Origin of the sequence: Humitalea rosea (genome assembly GCF_003253705.1) — a bacterium.
Lineage (GTDB): Bacteria > Pseudomonadota > Alphaproteobacteria > Acetobacterales > Acetobacteraceae > Humitalea > Humitalea rosea.
This window is the reverse complement of the sequence record NZ_QKYU01000004.1, coordinates 147,662-164,798: the sequence shown is the minus strand read 5'-3', so window position 1 is coordinate 164,798 and position 17,137 is coordinate 147,662. Positions and strand designations below refer to the sequence as shown.

Sequence of the window (17,137 nt, the reverse complement as noted above, 5' to 3'; positions counted from 1 at the left end):
TTATGACGCTCAAAGATGACAATGATCTGGTGACCGGCCCCGGCGCGCCCGCCATGATGCCACGGCGGCGGTTCTGGCTGCTCCCGCTCGGCCTGGGCCTGGCGCTTGTCGCCCCGGGCGCGCGCGCCCAGGTCGATCCCAGCCGCGCGGGGGAGTTCATCCGCAAGACCGGTGAGGAACTGGTCGCGGCAATCAATGCCCAGGCCCCGATCGGCGAGCGCCGGGAGCAGGTTGCCGCGGTGCTGCGCCGCGCCGTCGATCTGGATGGCGTGGGCCGTTTTATCCTCGGCCGCTGGTGGCGGATCGCGACGTCCGACGAGCAGCAGCAATACCAGCGCCTGTTCGAGGAAATGCTGATCCGCAACCTCTCCTCCCGCTTCGGCGAGTACCAGGGCGTGCGCTTCACCCTTGGCCGTGTGCAGGCGCGGGCGGAGGATGACGTGTTGGTCAGCACCATCGTGGAACGCCCGAACAGCGCCCCCTTTGGCCTCGACTGGCGCGTGGGCGAGGTCAATGGCCAGCCGAGGGTCGTGGATGTGATCGCCGAGGGCACCTCGCTGCGCCTGACGCAGCGCAGCGAGTATTCCTCGGTGATCACGCGCAATAGCGGCAAGGTCGCGCCGCTGCTGGATGCGATGCGCGGCCAGATCGCGACCCTGGCGGCCGCCGAAGGCCGTTAGCAGGCTGCTGAAAAAGAACCTTCGCCAGCAAGCGGCGACCGATTGTTTCGCGATGATCGCGCAACACGAATGAATCCTTCAACACGCAGCGCCTTTGGATTCATTCCTGCCGAACATTGCGGTTTCGCCGGAGCCAAGCGTCGTTCTTCAGCAGCCTGTTAGAGCAATTTCACGTCAGGCAGACTCGCCTGGCGACTCGGAAAATACGACAAAACAACAGGCTGGCGCGGTTGAAGTGGGCGCAAGCGAACGGAAACGGCTCCAGGCCTAATCCGCCGCGATCCGGCTCGGGTCCAGCTCCACCTGCTTGAGGTCATAGGCGCCAAGCTCCGCCCATAGCCGGGGCAGGTCGGCGGCGAACAGCCCCCGCGTCACCGCCGCCGCAAGGCGGGGGACGGCGATGCCCATCGCATTGATCGAGGACCCGGCCGGCCCGAAGGACAGGCTGGTGCCGATCCCGAAGAGATGGATATCGGCGATCCAGGGCGTCTCGCCCGGCCGCTTCTCGGTGAAGGCATAGCCGGCATCGAGGTAGGGGAACCGGCCGATGCGCTCATTCGCCTCCTCGGGCGGGGGTGTGTAGCGGTCGGCCCAGGTGGCGATATTGTCGGCGCAGCCGGCCAGCATCGGCACCGCGCCGGCATCCATCAACGCGCCGGTGCCGCAGATCACATGATCGGCGGTGAACGGCCCCCGGGTGGTGTCGAGCTCGACGCGTCCCGCAACCTCCCGCGCCCCGGTCCAAGGGCGGCCGACATGCATGAAAAAATTGGGGAATTTCAGCACGCGGGCATAGGTATCGGCCGGAAAGCCTTCGCGCAGGCCCAGAATCTTGGCCATGAAGCGCCAGCGCCAAGCATCCTCCATCTCATGCATATGGCGCAGGAAGCCCGCGAAGGTCAGCCAGCGATAGGGCTGGATCACCATGGGCTCCGCCCGGCGGCAGAACAGATGGACCTCGGCCGCGCCCGCCTCCAGCGCCGTCGCGGCATTGTCGAAGGCCGAGGCGCCGGCCCCCAGCACCGCGACGGTCCTGTCGCGCAGGGCGGCGAAATCGATGTCCTCGACCGCATGGCTGCGCAGCGGCTTTGGCAATGCCTCGACGAACTCCGGCATCCACCAGCGCCCGGCGCCCTCCTGCCCGGTCGCCAGGATCACCTTGCGCGCACGCAAAACCCCGGCCGAGGTTTCGATGGCGAGGCAGGGCAGGTCGTCATCGGTGCGGCAGGGCGTGACCTGCCCGGCGGTGATGCCGTTGCGCACCGGCAGCCGGGTCACCCGCCGGAACCAGAGCAGGTAATCGTTCCAATGTTCCTTGGCGATCCAGCGCAGTGCCAGGAAATGCTCAGGTCCCCACTGCGCCTCGTGCCAGGCCTGGTAGGTCAGGCTCGGGGTCTTGAGGTCGGGGCCGGTCTGGTCCTTCCAGGAGCGCAGCGTGTGCATCCGGGCATAGGTGACCCAGGGGCCTTCCCGGCCGTAAGCCGCGCGGTCGATGACCAGGATATTGTCCACCCGATCGCGCTTCAGCGCATGGGCGGCGGCGATCCCGCATTGCCCGGCGCCGATGATCAGGCAGTCCAGGACGGGTTCGCCCTGGCAGGTCTTGGCCGCGAGCCAGGGGGCGCGGGGATGGGCGGTCAGGTCCAGATCGCGCGCGATCTCGGCTTCAAGGGCGACAAGGCTCCGCGCGGGCATGGCGATCCTTCGGTGGGCCAGGCGCGCAGGATGGAGGCCGCGCCCGCATCCCGCAACGCCCACGCCTCAATAGGTCGCGCGCCCGCCCGAGATGTCGAACACCGCCCCGGTGGAGAAGCCGCACTCGGGCCCCGCGAGCCAGCGCACCAGCCCGGCGATCTCGGCCACCTCGACGAAGCGGCCCATCGGGATCTTGCTGAGCATGTAGGCGATGTGTTCCGGCGTCATCTGGTCGAAGATCGCGGTCTTGGCCGCGGCCGGGGTCACGCAGTTCACCAGCACCCCCGATTGCGCCAGCTCCTTGCCGAGCGATTTCGTCAGCCCGATCACCCCCGCCTTGGCCGCGGAATAGGCGGCGGCGTTCGGGTTGCCCTCCTTGCCGGCGACCGAGGCGATGTTGACGATCCGCCCCCAGCCCCGCTTGCTCATCCCCGGCACCACCGCCTGGCAGCAGAGGAAGACGCCGGTCAGGTCCACCTCGATCACCCGTCGCCAGTCCGCGACCGGATAGGTCGCGACCGGCAGGTTCGGCCCGGTGATGCCGGCATTGGCGACCAGGATATCGACGGGGCCGAGGGCGGCCTCGGTCGAGGCGAGGGCCGCGGCCACCGCCGCCTCATCCGTCACATCGCAGGCGACGGCATGGCCGCCGAGGCGCTCGGCGACGGATTTGGCCTCCACCAGATCCGCCTCCCACAACGCCACGCGCGCGCCATCCGAGGCGAGGCGTTCGGCGACCGCAAGGCCGATCCCGCGCGCGCCTCCGGTGACGACGGCGATTTTTCCAGTCAGGCCTTCGGCCATGGTGTGTCCTCCCGGGTCACGAAGGCGGATTGAACCAGACTAAGCCGAAGCCGAGAAGCAGGGCCCGCGACCGGGCTGGGCGGTCAGGGGTAACAGGGGGCGTGGCCATGGGCGAGGCGCTCCCGCGCCTCCGCTGCCGGACCCGGGCGGCCGAAGAGGTAGCCCTGCACCATCCTGCCCCCCAGGCCCCGGATGATCTCAAGCTGGGCCTCGGTCTCGACCCCTTCGGTCAGGACCTCGAGCCCGAGCGAGATGCCGAGGTTGAGGATGGCGCTGAACAGCAACAGGCCCTCTCCCTCCTGGTCCAGCCCCCGCACGAAGGACTGGTCGATCTTGATCTGGTCGAAGGGGAAGCGGCGCAGGTAGATGAGGCTGGCATAGCCGGTGCCGAAATCGTCGAGCGCGATGCGCACCCCGAGCTGCTTCAGCTCGAGCATGATCCGCAGCACCCGTTCCGGGTCATCGATCATCAGGCTTTCGGTGACCTCCAGCTCCAGCCGGTCGCCGGAAAGCCCGGTGCGGCGCAGGATCTCCGCGATCTCGCCCGCCAGATCCTCCACGCGGAACTGCGCCGGCGAGACGTTCACCGCGATGCGGGCGGGCTCGGCCCAGCCTGCCGCCTCGGCGCAGGCCGTCTCCAGGACCAGGCGGCCCAGCGGGATGATCAGCCCGCATTCCTCCGCCATCGGCACGAAGACGCCAGGCGGGATATTGCCGCGGACCGGGTGGCACCATCGCGCCAGCGCCTCGAAGCCTAGGATGGCGCCGTCCTTGGCGTCGCAGATCGGTTGGTAATGCAGCAGCAGATGGCGGGCCTCGATCGCCTCGCGCAGGTCGGCTTCGAGCTGGTAGCGATCCTGCAGATTGGTGTTCATGATCGTGTTGAAGCGCTGGAACCGGCCCCGGCCATCCGCCTTGGCCTTGTAGAGCGCGGTATCGGCGTGGCGCAGGAGGTCTTGCAGGTTCGTCCCGTCAGCGGGGCACATGGCGATCCCGATGCTGGCGCCGATCACCACCTGCTGCAGGTCCAGGTCGAAGGGCCTTGCCATCTCGTCCACCACGCGGCGGGCATAGGCGGTCACGGCCTCAGGCTCCGTCACGCCCATCTGCAGAATCACGAATTCATCGCCGCCGAGGCGGGCCAAGACATCGCCTTCCCGCACCACCCCGCGCAGCCGCTCCGCGACCTGGACCAGAAGCCGGTCGCCGGCCTCGTGCCCCCGCGTGTCATTGACCCGCTTGAACGCGTCGAGGTCCAGGCACAGCACGGCGAACCTCGCGCCCCTGGCGGCCGCCTCGCGGATGCTCTCGTTGAGCAGATGGCGATTGGCGAGGCCGGTCAGCGGATCATGCAGCGCGAGGTGGCGGATATGCGCCTCGGCCTGCTTGCGATCGGTGATGTCCTGGCAGAAGCCCAGCAGCAGGTTCGGGCCGCCCTCACTGCCGGGCATCGGGATCTTGGTTGTGCGCAGCAGCCGGGTGCCGCTCGGCGTATCGATCGCCTCTTCCTCGATCACCTGTGCCAGGCCGGAGGCGGCGACCGCCCGATCATGCGCGATGAAGAAATCCGCCTGCTCTTTCGGGAAATGGTCATGGTCGGTGGTGCCGAGCAGGGCGGCGGAGGTCACGCCAAGCAACTCCTCGCCCGCGCGGTTGATGAAGGTGAAACGGCCGGTTTTCATGTCCTTCACGAAGATCATCGCCGGAATATTCTTGATCACCTGGTCGAGCATCGTGCGCGTGCGGCGCAGATCCTCGGTGGCCTGGCGGCGCTCATGCACATCCTCGATCATGCCGACCCATTCGACGAGGCGCTGGTCCTCGTCGAACACCGGCACGCCACGGGACCCGACCCAGCGCCAGCCCTGGCCGCCCGTGGCCACGCGGAATTCCAGATCGAGCGGGTCTTGCGTCGCCCGCGCCTGCTTCCAGGACTCGATGGTCGCCGCGCGATCCTCGGGATGGATCGAGCCCATCCAGGCCAGGCCCTGCATGCTCGCCTCGGGGCGGGCGGCCAGCGCCTCCCATCCACGCATCTCGCGGACCGCGCCGGTGGGTTCGGCGATCCAGAACGCGCTCGAGCCGGCGCGGACCTCGGTCAGGGCGCGGTAGCGCCTTTCGCTGGCGCGGAGGGCTTCGAGCGCCTTCTCACGCTCCTGCACGACCTGTTGCAGGTCCTGGTTCGCGGCGCGCATCTGCGCCGGCGATGGCAGCGCCAGCAGCCGTGGCAGAAAGCGCCAGAGCGTCACGGCGGTGAGGAATGAAATCGCCGCGGTGACGGCCTTGGCGATGACCTGCGTCGAATAGGCCGGCACCCAGAGGGTCAGGACATCAAGCCAGTGGGTCGTGCCGCAGAGCAGGATGAAGGCGGCGGACATCCAGAGGACCGGCGCATGGGCCAGATCGGGGCGGCGCCGGGAGGCATACAGAAGCACCAGCGGAATCGCGTAGTAGCTGGCGCCGATGGCGATATCGCTCAGCGCATCGGTCCAGATCAGCCACGGCTCCCAGAGCAGGCGGTAACCATGGGGCGCCAGCCCCGAGAAATCGGCCAGCCACCCAAAGAGTTGTTCTACGATGGCCTTACCCCCCGATTGTCGCGTGGTTGCTGGTCGGAAAAGCGAGACAGGCGCGCGACGGGTGGCCCTACAAGAAACGGGGCACTAAAAATGCTTCTGAGCTTTGCACCTTTTAGTGAGCGGGGCCACGCCTTTCAGGCGATGCGCGGCCTTATCGCGTCTCAGGACCGGTTGCGCCCGCCGCCATCGAGGTCGACGACAGTGCCGCTGATATATCCTGCGCGCTCGCTGGCCAGGAATACCGCAAGGTCGCCGCATTCGGAGGGTTCGATCGCCCGGCCCAGCGGCAGCCCCGCCAGCGTCTCCTGCCAGCGCTCCTCATCGCCGAAGCGCGCCTTGGCGCGGGTGCGGGCGAGGGATTTGATCCGGTCGGTATTGGTCGCCGCCGGGTTCAGCCCGAGCACGCGGACATTGTGGTCCAGGCTACGGCCGCCGACGGCCTCGGTGAAGGCGATCAGGGCGGCATTGCCGCTGGCGCCGCAGATGTAATCCGCGCGGGGGGAGCGCCCGGCCATGCCGATGATGTTCAGGATCACGCCGGACCGGCGGGCCTGCATCCGCGGCAGATAGAGCATGGTCAGATGGATGTAGCCCATGACCTTGAGCGCCCAGGCCTCGGACCAACGCTCGAAGCTGAAATCCGCCACGCTGCCGCCGGGGATGGCGCCGGCGTTGTTCACCAGTATGTCGATGTCCGGATGGGCCTCGGCCAGGGCCGTGCGGGTGGCGGCATCGCCGAGGTCGCCCGCATGGATCGCGACCGAGACCTGCGCCTTGCCGCGCACCTCATCCGCCGCGGCGGCGAGGGCCTCGGCATTGCGCGAGGCCAGCACCACATCGCAGCCGGCGGCGGCGAAGCCATGGGCGCAGGCGAGGCCAATGCCCTTGCTGCCGCCCGTGATGAGCACTTTCTGGCCACTGAGGCCGAGGTCGAAGCTCATATCACCAACTCCACGACGAAGGGTCCGGGCTGGGCGAAGGATTGGCGCATGAGGTCGGCGCATTCTTCCAGCGAATGGGCCTTGGCCGCCTCCACGCCCATGCCGCCCGCGAGCTTGGTCCAGTCCAGATCCGGGTTGCCGATATCCAGCATATCCATGGCGGTGCGGCCGGGGTTGGCGCCGACGCCCTGATATTCGCCCAGCAGGATCTGGTATTTCCGGTTGGCGAGGATGACGGTCGTCACCGGCAGCTTCTCCCGCGCCTGGGTCCAGAGCGCCTGGAGCGTGTACATCGCCGAGCCATCCGCCTGCAGGCTCAGCACCCGCCGGCCGCCGCCGCCGATCGCGGCCCCGGTCGCGAGTGGCAGGCCGCAGCCGATGGCGCCGCCGGTGATCTGCAGCCAGTCATGCGGGGGGGCGGCATGGGTCTCGGCATAAAAGCCACGGCCGAAGCTCACGCTCTCATCGGCGATGATGCAGTCCTCCGGGATGGTGGCGGCGACGCAGCGGGCCAGGCCCTCCGGCGTCGGCGCCCCGCGGGCGATATCGGGGCGGGGGCCGGGGTCGGGGATGGCGGCCTCGGGCGCGCCCAGCATCTCGGCCAAGGTGGTCAGGGCGGCGATCGGCTCCTGCTCGTAGCGCGTCAGCACATGCACCCCGGCGGTGGGTGGGTAATGCAGGCTGGGCTTGCCCGGATAGGCGAAGAAGCCGACCGGCGCCTTGCTGTTCACCAGCACCAGATGCTCGACATCGGCCAGTGCGGCGACGGCGACATCGACGGGGTAGGGCACCCGTTCCAACTGCGGGCGGCCACGGCCGCGCTCGACGCGGGCGCTGCTCATCTCGGCCAGGATGCGCGCGCCGGTGGCGGCGGCGATGCGATGGGCCAAAGCCTGGGCCTTGCCCCGCAGCGCCGGGCCGCCGAGCAGGATCAGCACGTTCTTTCGGGTCCGCAGCACATCCGCCACGGTCTGGATGGCATGCGGATCGGCCTGCGGCGAGATCGGATCGGGCAGGCGCGCGGCGGGCACGCCGCCCTCGTTCCAGGCGGTGTCGGCGGGCAGGATCAGGGTCGCGATCTGGCCGGGATGGGTGCGGGCGACCTGGGCGGCGATGGCGGCCTCGGCGCCCACGGTCTTGGCATCGGTCGCGGTGCGGACCCAGGCGGAGACGCCGCGGGCAAAGCCTTCGGTATCGGCGGTCAACTGGGCGTCCAATGGGCGATGGTAGGTCGCCTGGTCACCGACGATGTTGACGATGCCGCTGCGCGCGCGGCGGGCATTGTGCAGATTGGCCAGGCCATTGGCCAGGCCCGGCCCGCAATGCAGCAGGGTGCAGGCGGGATCGCCGGTCATCCGCCAATAGCCATCGGCCATGCCGGTGACGACGTTTTCCTGCAATCCGAGCACGCAGCGCATCCCCGGGATCCGGTCCAGCGCCGCGACGAAATGCATCTCGCTGGTGCCGGGGTTGCTGAAGCAGGTCGTCACCCCGCTCGCGAGAAGGGAATGCACCAGGCTTTCGGCACCGTTCACTGCGTTTGCTCCCGATTGTTCTTGCAAGGGTGCGCGGGCCTCCCTGGCCCCGCAACCCCGCCGGGCGGGAAAAACGCCAAGCGCGCTCAGCCGGCGCCGAGGGCCTGGTCGATCTGGCGCAATGCCTCCCGCCCCCCGCGCCGCCGCACCGCTTCCCGCGCCGCGGTGATGGCCGCCAGATGCGGCTCGCGCATCGGCTCGCCCGCCATTGCGGGCGCGGTGCTGCGGGTGCGCATGAGAAGCCTCCTGCGTTGGGCGGGCCTCCTGCCATAACACCCCGGACGCGCCTTGGTTTTCGTCCGCGCGACTGGTCTTGCCGCTCCTCGCTGTGCGGCGCAGGATTCGCACGATCGGGGACCACAGCAGATGAACCACCTCAAACGCGCCATTCCGCTCGGCTTCCTGGCCGGCGCCCTGTCCGTGCTGATCTTCCACCAGGGCACGGTGTTCCTGCTGCATCACCTGGCCGGGCTGATGCCTACACCGGGGTTCAGCTTCCGGCCGGTCCCGCCCTATGGGGTGCCGCAGCTGTTCTCGCTGATGTTCTGGGGCGGGATCTGGGGAATCGTGATCGCGCTGTGCCTGCGGTTGCTGCCGGTGCCGGACCTGCTGTTCGGCTTCCTCTTCGGCGCCATCGTATGCAGCGCCTTCGGCTGGTACGTCGTCACCGCCATGAAGGGGCTGCCGCCCTTCGACGGGCTCTGGGTGTTCGACCGGATGTGGCGGGCGCTGCTGCTGAACGGGGCTTTTGGCTGGGGCACGGTGTTCCTGATGCGGCCGATGTCGATCAGGGGATAGCTTGCGGCATTCGGGGCGCGGTCGCATCTGCATGCGATGACCGCGCCCCTCCTTGTCCAGCCCGACCCCTCCGACCCGCGGCTGACCCGCCGCGTCACCGGCCTCGACCATACCGGCCAGGAGATCGAGACCTCGGTCACCGTCGAACGCCCGCTCACCCTCTACCTGAACGGGCAGGAGATCGTGACCATGATGACGATCGGCGACCGGCCGGAGGATCTGGCGGTCGGCTATCTGCTGAACCAGGGGATGCTGCGGCCGCAGGACACGGTGACGGCGGTCGATCATGACGAGGACCTCGGCGTGGTCGTCGTCCGCACCGACACCCGCACCGATTTCGAACAGAAGCTGCGCAAGAAGACGCTGACCAGCGGCTGCGCCCAGGGCACCGCCTTCGGCGACCTGATGGAAGGCTTTGCCAATGTGACCCTGGCGCCGGATGCGGTGCTGCGCACCTCCTGGCTCTATGGGCTGCTGCGCACGATCAACACGCTGCCGACGCTGTATCTGGAGGCCGGTGCCATCCACGGCTGCGCGCTGGCGCGGGCCGATGCGCCGCTGGTCTATATGGAGGACGTCGGCCGGCACAATGCGGTGGACAAGATCGCCGGCTGGATGTTCCGCGAGGGCGTCTCCGGTGCCGACAAGATCTTCTACACCACCGGCCGGCTGACCTCGGAGATGGTGATCAAATCCGTCCGCATGGGCATCCCGATCCTGCTCAGCCGCTCGGGCTTCACCGCCTGGGCGGTGGATCTGGCGCGGGAGGCGAACCTGACCCTGATCGGCCGCTGCAAGGGCAAGCGCTTCGTGGCCCTGGCCGGGCAATCGCGGATCGTCTTCGACACCGACCCTGACCAGGTCCCGCCCGAGGACGCCCGCCACTGGCGCCGCAACAGCCGCGAGACGGCGGAATGACGAGCGACGTGCTGGCCTGCGTGCTGGCCGGCGGCCTCGCGCGCCGGATGGGTGGCGGGGACAAGCCGTTGCGGACCCTCGGCGGCCGGCCGCTGCTGGCGCATGTGCTGGAACGGCTGGCGCCGCAGGCGCAGGCGGTGATCCTCAACGCCAATGGCGACCCCGCGCGCTTCGCGGGTTTCGGCCTGCCGGTGGTGCCGGACAGCCTGCCGGACCACCCGGGGCCGCTGGCCGGTATCCTCGCAGCACTGGACTGGGCGGCGGCGATGCGGCCCGACCTGGACTACGTCGTCACCGCGCCGGGCGATTCGCCCTTCCTGCCGGATGATCTGGTGGCGCGGCTGCGGGCGGCGGGGCCGCTGGCTTGTGCGGCCTCCGGCGGCTGGACGCATCCGCCGATCGGCCTCTGGCCGGTCGCGCTGCGGGGGGACCTCGCCGCCGCGATCGCGGCCGGGGAGCGCAAGATCGATCGCTGGACCGCGCGCCACGGCTGCGTCGCGGTGGAATGGCCCGCGACCCCGCGCGACCCGTTTTTCAACGCCAACACGCCCGAGGAACTGGCCGAGGCCGAAGCGCTCTTGCATCCAGGCGCAGCCGCGCCGTAATGGCGCCGGAACGGAGGACAGCAGTCATGAAGGCATTCATCAGCGGGCTGGTCGTCGCGGTGGTCATCGCTGTCGGCGCCTCGGTGGTGCTGCAGGGCGAGGTGCAGCGCCCGGTTGATGTCGCCTTCGCCACCTCGGGCGTCCGCCTCTAACCACCGCTTCCCAACCGGGGTGCGCTTGGCCATACCGTCGCGGCATGGCGATTGTCGAAGCGCTCCTTGGTCTCCTTGCAGCCTGCGTGGTGCTCGCGCTCATCGCGCGTTGGGCCGGGCTGCCCTATGCGGTGGTTCTGGTGCTCGGCGGCTCGGCGCTGGCCTTTGTGCCGGGGCTGCCGAAAGTCTCGCTCGACCCTGAACTGGCGCTGGCCTTCTTCCTGCCGCCGCTGCTGATGGGCAGCGCGCTCAGGACCGACTGGCGCGCCTTCCGCGCCTCGCTCCGCCCGATCCTGGTGCTGGCGGTGGGGGCGGTGCTGTTCACCACCGTCGCCATCGCCGTGGTCGCCAGGTTCCTGCTGCCGGACCTGCCCTGGGCGGCGGCGGCCGCACTCGGGGCCATCGTCGCGCCGCCCGATGCGGTGGCGGCGGCGGCGGTGTTGCAACGGCTGCGCATCTCCCGCCGCATCGTCACCATCCTGGAAGGCGAGAGCCTGGTGAACGACGCGACGGCGCTGGTGCTCTACCGCTTCGCGGTGGCGGCGGTGGCGGCGGGCAGCGTCTCGCTCGATGGCGTCGGGGTGGCCTTCCTGATCGCGGCGCTAGGCGGTGTCGCGATCGGCTACGGGTTCGGAAAGGGGCTGATCTGGATCAGCCGGCGCCTGGACGACACCCTGTTGGAGACCGCGCTTTCGTTTCTCTGCTGCTTCGCGGCCTATCTGGCGGCGGAGGCGGTGCATGCCTCAGGCGTCATCGCCGTGGTCACGGCGGGCATACTGGTCGGGCGCCGGTTCCTCATCATCTACTCACCCCAGACACGGCTGGCGGCGAGCGCGGTCTGGGAGTTCGTGGATTTCGTGCTGACCAGCCTGGTCTTCATCCTGGTCGGGCTGCAACTCAACGACATCCTGGACGGGCTGGCCGGGCGCAACCCCTGGTTCATCGCCGTGGTCGCGGTGACGCTGTCCGTCGCGTTGATCCTCTCGCGCTTCATCTGGGTGTTTCCCGCGACCTTGCTGGCGCGGCTGATCCCGGCGGTGGCGCGGCGCGATCCCTTGCCACCCTGGCGGCACACCATGGTCGTCGCCTGGGCGGGGATGCGGGGGGTGGTGTCGCTGGCGGCCGCGCTGGCGCTGCCGCTGGATTTCCCCGAACGCAACCTCATTGCCTTCCTCGCCTTCTGCGCCATCCTTGCGACCCTGGTGGTCCAGGGCACCACGCTGGAATGGGTGATCAAGCGCATGGGGGCCGAGGAGCCGATGCCTGCCGGGCTGGATCTGGCGGAGGCCGAGGTGTTGCGTCTCGTCGCCGATGCCTCGCTGGCCGATCTGCAGGGGCGGCTGGAAAGCCCGCTGGATGGTGCCATCGCCGCCGATCTGATCCCGGAATACCGTGACAAGGCGCGCGTCTTCCTCGGTGTCGCCAAGGGCGCCAGCCGCGCCGAACTGACCGCGCGGCTGCAGATGCGCCTCGCCGCGCTGCGCGCCGGGCGGGCGCGGCTGCTGGCGCACAACGAGGCCTCCGACCTGCCCGATGACCTGCTGCAGAAGGTGACGCAGGATCTGGATTTCGAGGAATTGCGCCTGCGCCAGTTGCTCGGCACCGGGCGCTCCCATGGCTGAGATCGGCCCAGCTTTGGCCGAGGCGCGTCGCGCGCTGCTCGACCTCTCCACCCGCAACCGGCTGCTGGCGCTGCCCGCCTCCTCGCCCGGTATCCTGCCGCTGGCGGGGGAGGCCGCCGCGCCGGTGCTGGCGCGGCTGCTCGACGGCAAGGCCTATGGCTTCGAGCATGACCTCGGCGGCACCGACACCGCTTGGCAGAGCGACACCAAACTACGCCTCGCCTTGCCCGAGGCGATGGCGACGCGCCGGCTGCGCGGCCTCGCGCTCGACGCCCGGACCCTGCGGGAGGAGACCGGCGTGCCGGCGCTGTTCCTCGCGATCGGCGTGCTGGTCTGGCACGATCCCGGCACCCCCGCGGTCGCGCGCCGGGCGCCGCTCGCCTTCCTGCCCGTGGTGTTGGAACGCAGCGGGGCGCGGCAGGTGTTTTCTCTGCGTGCCGCACCGGGCGCCGAGCCCGAGGACAACCCCTGCCTCCGCGAAAAGCTGCACGCGGAATTCGGTCTCGACCTGCCGCCCTTCCCCGAGGCCTATGCGCCCGAGGCCTGGGGGCAGGCGGTCGCCGCCCTTGTCGCCGGCCGTCCGGGCTGGTCGGTCGAGCCGGAGGCGATGTCGCTCGGCATCTTCTCCTTCGCCCGCTTCCTGATGTGGCGGGACCTGGACCCGGCGACCAACCCCGGCCTTGCCGTGCATCCGCTGGTGCAGGCGCTGGTGGGCGGCGGCACGATGGCTGCCGCCACGCCGCTCGATGACAGCGCCGATGTCGATGCCGAGATCCCGGTCGAGGTGCTGGACCAGGTGCTGGACCTCGACGCCAGCCAGGCCCTGGCCAATGAGACCGTGCGCCGGGGCGGTGCCGCCTTCCGCGCCGCTCGTGGCCTGCCGGCGGCCGAGGCGCCCGGGCATCTCGTGATCCAGGGCCCGCCCGGCACCGGCAAGAGCCAGGTGATCGTCAACATCCTGGCCAATGCCATCCTGGATGGCCGCTCGGTCCTGTTCCTGGCCGAGAAGCGGGCGGCACTGGAGGTGGTGCAGCGCCGGCTCGGCGCCATCGGCCTCGGCGCCGCCTGCCTCGACCTGCATGATCAGGCGGCGTCCCGCCGCGGCTTTCTCGACGGGCTGCGCGACGCCTTCGCCTTGCCGCTGCCGCCGGTGCCCGACAAGGCGCAGGCGGTGCGGCGGTTGGGTGCCTTGCGCGGGCGGCTGAACCAGCATGCGGCGGCGATGCGGGCGGGGGCAGGGGAATCGGGCCTGCCGCTGCATGAGGTGGTCGGCCGGCTGGTCGCCCTGCGCGCCGCGGGCGTGGCGCCGGCGCCCTTCCGCCTCACCGACGCCGGCTCCTGGGACGCGGCGCGGATCGAGGCCAACCAGCGCCATGCGGCCGCCCTGGCGGCGCTGGCACCGGCGGCGCGTGGCCCCTGGCGCGGTGTGGGCGCCGGGCCGGGCGGCGCCGAACGCATCCTGGGCGCGCTGCCGGGCTGGATTCGGAGCCTCGCCGCCACCCCCGGCACCGTCGCGGACGCCGAGGCCGCCCTCGCCGCCGAGGCGCTGGTCGCGGCCGCGCCCGTGCACGACCCCCTGACCATGGCCAATCCCGCCTGGGCCGATCCCGCGCGGCTGCGCGCCCTGGCCGAGGCCGCCGCCGCCGCCAATCCGGCGTTGCTCGCCCCAGGCGCGCTGGATGTGGACGGCATCGTCGCGGCGCGGGACGCGCTGTCGGAACCGGCGGGGATGTTTGGCTTCCTCTCCGGCACGCGGCGGGCCGCGCAGGCGGTGGCGGCGCGTGTGGCGCGGGACCCGGCGGCGGCGCTGCCGGCCTTTGCCGCCGCCTTGGCCGGGCAGGCGCTGCGGCAGGGCGATGCGCTTGGCCGCGCCGCCTTCGGCCAACTCTGGGGCCGCGATCCAGCGGCGCTGCTGGCGCTGGTCGGCTTCGTCGAGACGCGCGGCATCCCGCTGCCGCCCGACCCTGTGCTGCTCGCCGCCGCCACAAGCTGGAGGGCGCTGCGCGCGGCAACGGGGCTGGAGCCCGAGGCGGGCTTCGGCACCGCCACGCCCGAACTCTCCACCGTGGCGCTGCGCCTCGCCGATTGGGCCGCCGATCCCGAGGGGCTGCCCGCCTGGCGCGCCTGGTGCGCCGCGCGTGAGGCGGCGGGCCCCGATCTCGCGCCGCTGGCCGAGGCTCTGCTGGCTGAGGCTCCACTGGCCGAGGCTCTGGCCGATGGCAGCCTGCCCCCCGAGGCCGCCGCCGGAACCTGGAACCGCGCGGTGCATGACGCGCTGCTCGCCGTGGCGCTGCGCGACCGCCCGGCGCTGGCCGGCTTCGATGGCGAGGCCATGGACCGGACCGTCACCGAATTCGGAGAGGCCGCGGAACAGCGCCTCACCATCGCGCGGGAGGAGACGGCCCACGCCCATGCCGCGGCCGTCGCCACCGCGCGCGCGCGCCCCGGCTATGCCGTGCTGCGCGGGGAATGGGAGAAGAAGCGCGGCCATCTGCCGGTGCGCGAACTCCTGCGCCGCGCCGGCGACGCCATCGCGCTGGCCAAGCCGATCGTGATGGCGAGCCCGCTCTCGGTCGCGCAATTCCTGCCGCAGGATGCGCGCTTCGACCTGCTGGTGATGGATGAGGCGTCCCAGGTCGAGCCGGTCGATGCGCTCGGCGCCATCGCCCGCTGCGGCCAGCTGGTGGTGGTGGGCGACGATCGCCAGATGCCGCCGACCCGCTTCTTCCAGCGCATGACCGACGACGACGAGGCGCCCGATGAGGCAACCGACGGCCCGGCGGCGCGGGAGGTGGAGAGCATCCTTGGGCTGTGCAATGCGCGCGGCATGCCTTCGGCGCTGCTGCGCTGGCATTACCGCAGCCGGCACGAGAGCCTGATCGCCGTCAGCAACGCGCAATTCTATGGCGGGCGGCTGAACGTGCTGCCGTCACCGCGCCCGCGCGATGCGGGGTTCGGGCTGTCGATGGTGCGGGTCGCGGGCGTCGCGACCCAGGGCAGCAACCCTGTCGAGGCCGCGGCTGTCGCCGATGCCGTCATGGCCCACGCCAAGGCAAGCCCCGGCGAAACCCTCGGCGTCGCCGCCTTCTCCATCCGCCAGCGCGACGCGATCCTGGATGCGCTGGAGGAGAAGCGCCGCGCCGACCCCTCGGCCGAGGCCTTCTTCGCCGCCCATCCGGCCGAGCCTTTTTTCGTGAAGAACCTGGAAAACGTGCAGGGCGACGAGCGCGACAGCATCTTCCTCTCGATCGGCTATGGCCGCGACGCCGAGGGCCGGATGGCCATGCGCTTCGGCCCGGTCGGCCAGCAGGGCGGCGAGCGGCGGCTGAACGTGCTGATCACCCGCGCCAAGCGGCAGCTTGTGGTCTTCTCCTCGATCGGGGCGGAGGAGATCGACCTCGCCCGCACCGATGGCAATGGCGGAGAGGCGGCGCTGCGCGCCTTCCTCGCCTATGCCGCGGGCGGGCCCGCGCCGGGGCGCGATGCGGTGACGACCGGCGATGCCGGGCCGCTCGCCGGGACCATGGCGACGGCGCTGACCGGTGCCGGGTTGCAGGCGGGGACGCGGATCGGCCTCGCCGGGCTGTTCCTGGATGTGGCGGCGCGCCGGGAAGGCGCCTGGCTGATCGGGGTGGAGGCGGATGGCGCCGACCGCTCAGCCGTCACCGCAGCGCGGGACCGCGAGCGTGGCCGTGCCCAGGCGCTGGTGATGATGGGCTGGCGGCTGCATCGGGCCTGGCACCTCGCCTGGCTGCAACGGCCGGAGGCGGAGGGCGCGCGGCTGCTCGCCGCCGCCGGAATCGCCCCGGCCGTGGCGGCACTGCCCGCCGCGACCGGGCTGGCCGGCGCCTATGTCGAGGCGACGGTCGTGCTGGAGCGGGCGCCGGCGGCGGTGCCCTTCGCCAGCCTGGCCGAGGTGATCGTGGAGATCCTCGCCGCCGAGGCGCCGATCCACCCCGAGGCCATCGCCGAGCGGCTGCGGCTGGCGTCAGGCGAGGCTGCGCTGTCGCCCGAGGACCGCACCGCCATCGCCCAGGCGCTGCGCCTCGCGCGCGGGCTGCATGGGGCGATCGAGGCGGCGGGATTTTGGGCCATGCCCGATAGCGTCATCGCCCCGCGCGACCGCCGCGCGGCGGCGCCGCATCTGCGCCGCGCGGCAATGGTGCCGCCGGCCGAGATCGAGGCCGCGGCGGTGCTGCTGCTCGAAACCCTGCCGCTGGCCGGCGAGGCGGCGCTGGCCGATGCCGTCCATGCGCTGCTGGGGCTGGAGCCCCAGGCAGCCCCGGCCATCGCCGCCCGGGTCGCGATCCTGGCAGGGTCCGGGCGGATCAGCCCTCGGGCGGGGTAGGGACGCGGATCTGGCGCAGCTCGTCGCGGATCTCCGCCAGCAGAGTCTCGGTGGCCGTGGGGCCCGGCGGCGGCTTGGGCCCCTTGGGCTGGTTCAGGTGCAGCCTGGTCAGCACCCGCAGCATCCAGAAGATCGCCATGGCGACGATCAGGAACTTGATGATGGCGTTGACGAACTTGCCGATGGCGAGCACCGCCGCACCGCCCTCGCGGGTGGCCTCCAGGCTCGGCATCCGCTGGCCCGAGAGCACGACGAAGACATTGGAGAAATCGACGCCGCCGATCAGCAGGCCGATCACCGGGTTCAGCAGATCCTCGACGAGGCTGCCGACGATGGCGGTGAAGGCGGCCCCGATCACGATGCCGACGGCGAGGTCAATAACGCTGCCGCGCAGGATGAAGGAGCGGAATTCCTCGATCCAGACGGGCCGCGTGAGGGTGATTGGCAGTGCCATGGCGTT

The 17,137-nt window shown here is 70.7% G+C and carries 14 protein-coding genes; 7 read left to right on the top strand and 7 right to left on the bottom strand.

What is annotated here, in order from left to right; translation table 11 throughout:
- The first annotated feature begins 2 nt into the window (after positions 1 to 2).
- On the top strand, positions 3 to 680 hold the full coding sequence (locus C8P66_RS05040; RefSeq protein WP_245903216.1) for an MlaC/ttg2D family ABC transporter substrate-binding protein: 678 nt from the start codon (positions 3 to 5) through the stop codon (positions 678 to 680).
- A 267-nt stretch (positions 681 to 947) separates the two neighbouring features.
- On the opposite strand, the gene C8P66_RS05035 is transcribed toward C8P66_RS05040, so the two are convergent.
- The 6 genes from C8P66_RS05035 to C8P66_RS23740 all read right to left on the bottom strand — a co-directional run bounded on the left by C8P66_RS05035 (position 948) and on the right by C8P66_RS23740 (position 8,470).
- Complete coding sequence (locus tag C8P66_RS05035) at positions 948 to 2,375, bottom strand: NAD(P)-binding domain-containing protein (RefSeq protein ID WP_111397060.1); 1,428 nt, start codon at positions 2,373 to 2,375, stop codon at positions 948 to 950.
- Between the two features lie 66 nt (positions 2,376 to 2,441).
- Complete coding sequence (locus tag C8P66_RS05030) at positions 2,442 to 3,179, bottom strand: SDR family oxidoreductase (RefSeq protein WP_111397059.1); 738 nt, start codon at positions 3,177 to 3,179, stop codon at positions 2,442 to 2,444.
- A gap of 83 nt (positions 3,180 to 3,262) precedes the next feature.
- On the bottom strand, positions 3,263 to 5,674 hold the full coding sequence (locus C8P66_RS05025) for a putative bifunctional diguanylate cyclase/phosphodiesterase (protein WP_456303633.1): 2,412 nt from the start codon (positions 5,672 to 5,674) through the stop codon (positions 3,263 to 3,265).
- Positions 5,675 to 5,919: 245 nt separating this feature from the next.
- Positions 5,920 to 6,699: a short-chain dehydrogenase/reductase gene (locus C8P66_RS05020; protein WP_111397057.1), complete on the bottom strand. Its 780-nt coding sequence runs from the start codon at positions 6,697 to 6,699 to the stop codon at positions 5,920 to 5,922.
- Positions 6,696 to 8,234: an acetolactate synthase large subunit gene (locus C8P66_RS05015; RefSeq protein ID WP_111397056.1), complete on the bottom strand. Its 1,539-nt coding sequence runs from the start codon at positions 8,232 to 8,234 to the stop codon at positions 6,696 to 6,698. The genes C8P66_RS05020 and C8P66_RS05015 overlap by 4 nt, the downstream gene beginning before the upstream one ends.
- Positions 8,235 to 8,320: 86 nt before the next feature.
- A complete protein-coding gene (locus C8P66_RS23740) occupies positions 8,321 to 8,470 on the bottom strand; it encodes a hypothetical protein (protein WP_158537100.1) in 150 nt (49 codons plus the stop codon).
- Positions 8,471 to 8,600: 130 nt separating this feature from the next.
- On the opposite strand from C8P66_RS23740, the gene C8P66_RS05010 reads away from it, so the two are divergent.
- From C8P66_RS05010 to C8P66_RS04990, 6 genes are read left to right on the top strand one after another with little or no spacing between them, the layout of a single operon-like run.
- Entirely contained in the window at positions 8,601 to 9,032 is a 432-nt protein-coding gene (locus C8P66_RS05010; RefSeq protein ID WP_111397055.1) for a hypothetical protein, read from the top strand.
- 36 nt (positions 9,033 to 9,068) lie between these two features.
- The gene (fdhD, locus tag C8P66_RS05005) at positions 9,069 to 9,950 is read left to right on the top strand and encodes a formate dehydrogenase accessory sulfurtransferase FdhD (protein ID WP_111397054.1); all 882 of its coding nucleotides are present in this window, start codon (positions 9,069 to 9,071) and stop codon (positions 9,948 to 9,950) included.
- Positions 9,947 to 10,555, top strand: coding sequence for a molybdenum cofactor guanylyltransferase MobA (gene mobA, locus C8P66_RS05000; RefSeq protein WP_111397053.1), 609 nt, complete (start codon positions 9,947 to 9,949; stop codon positions 10,553 to 10,555). Before fdhD ends, mobA begins: the two co-directional genes overlap by 4 nt.
- A 26-nt stretch (positions 10,556 to 10,581) precedes the next feature.
- Positions 10,582 to 10,707, top strand: coding sequence for a hypothetical protein (locus C8P66_RS24665; protein WP_281271333.1), 126 nt, complete (start codon positions 10,582 to 10,584; stop codon positions 10,705 to 10,707).
- 44 nt (positions 10,708 to 10,751) lie between these two features.
- Entirely contained in the window at positions 10,752 to 12,329 is a 1,578-nt protein-coding gene (locus tag C8P66_RS04995) for a Na+/H+ antiporter (RefSeq protein WP_111397052.1), read from the top strand.
- A complete protein-coding gene (locus C8P66_RS04990; RefSeq protein WP_111397051.1) occupies positions 12,322 to 16,677 on the top strand; it encodes a DUF4011 domain-containing protein in 4,356 nt (1,451 codons plus the stop codon). Before C8P66_RS04995 ends, C8P66_RS04990 begins: the two co-directional genes overlap by 8 nt.
- Here the strand turns inward: C8P66_RS04990 and mscL are convergent.
- A complete protein-coding gene (gene mscL / locus C8P66_RS04985) occupies positions 16,658 to 17,131 on the bottom strand; it encodes a large-conductance mechanosensitive channel protein MscL (protein WP_111397050.1) in 474 nt (157 codons plus the stop codon). The two genes, C8P66_RS04990 and mscL, sit on opposite strands and share 20 nt — an antisense overlap.
- Between the last annotated feature and the right edge of the window lie 6 nt (positions 17,132 to 17,137).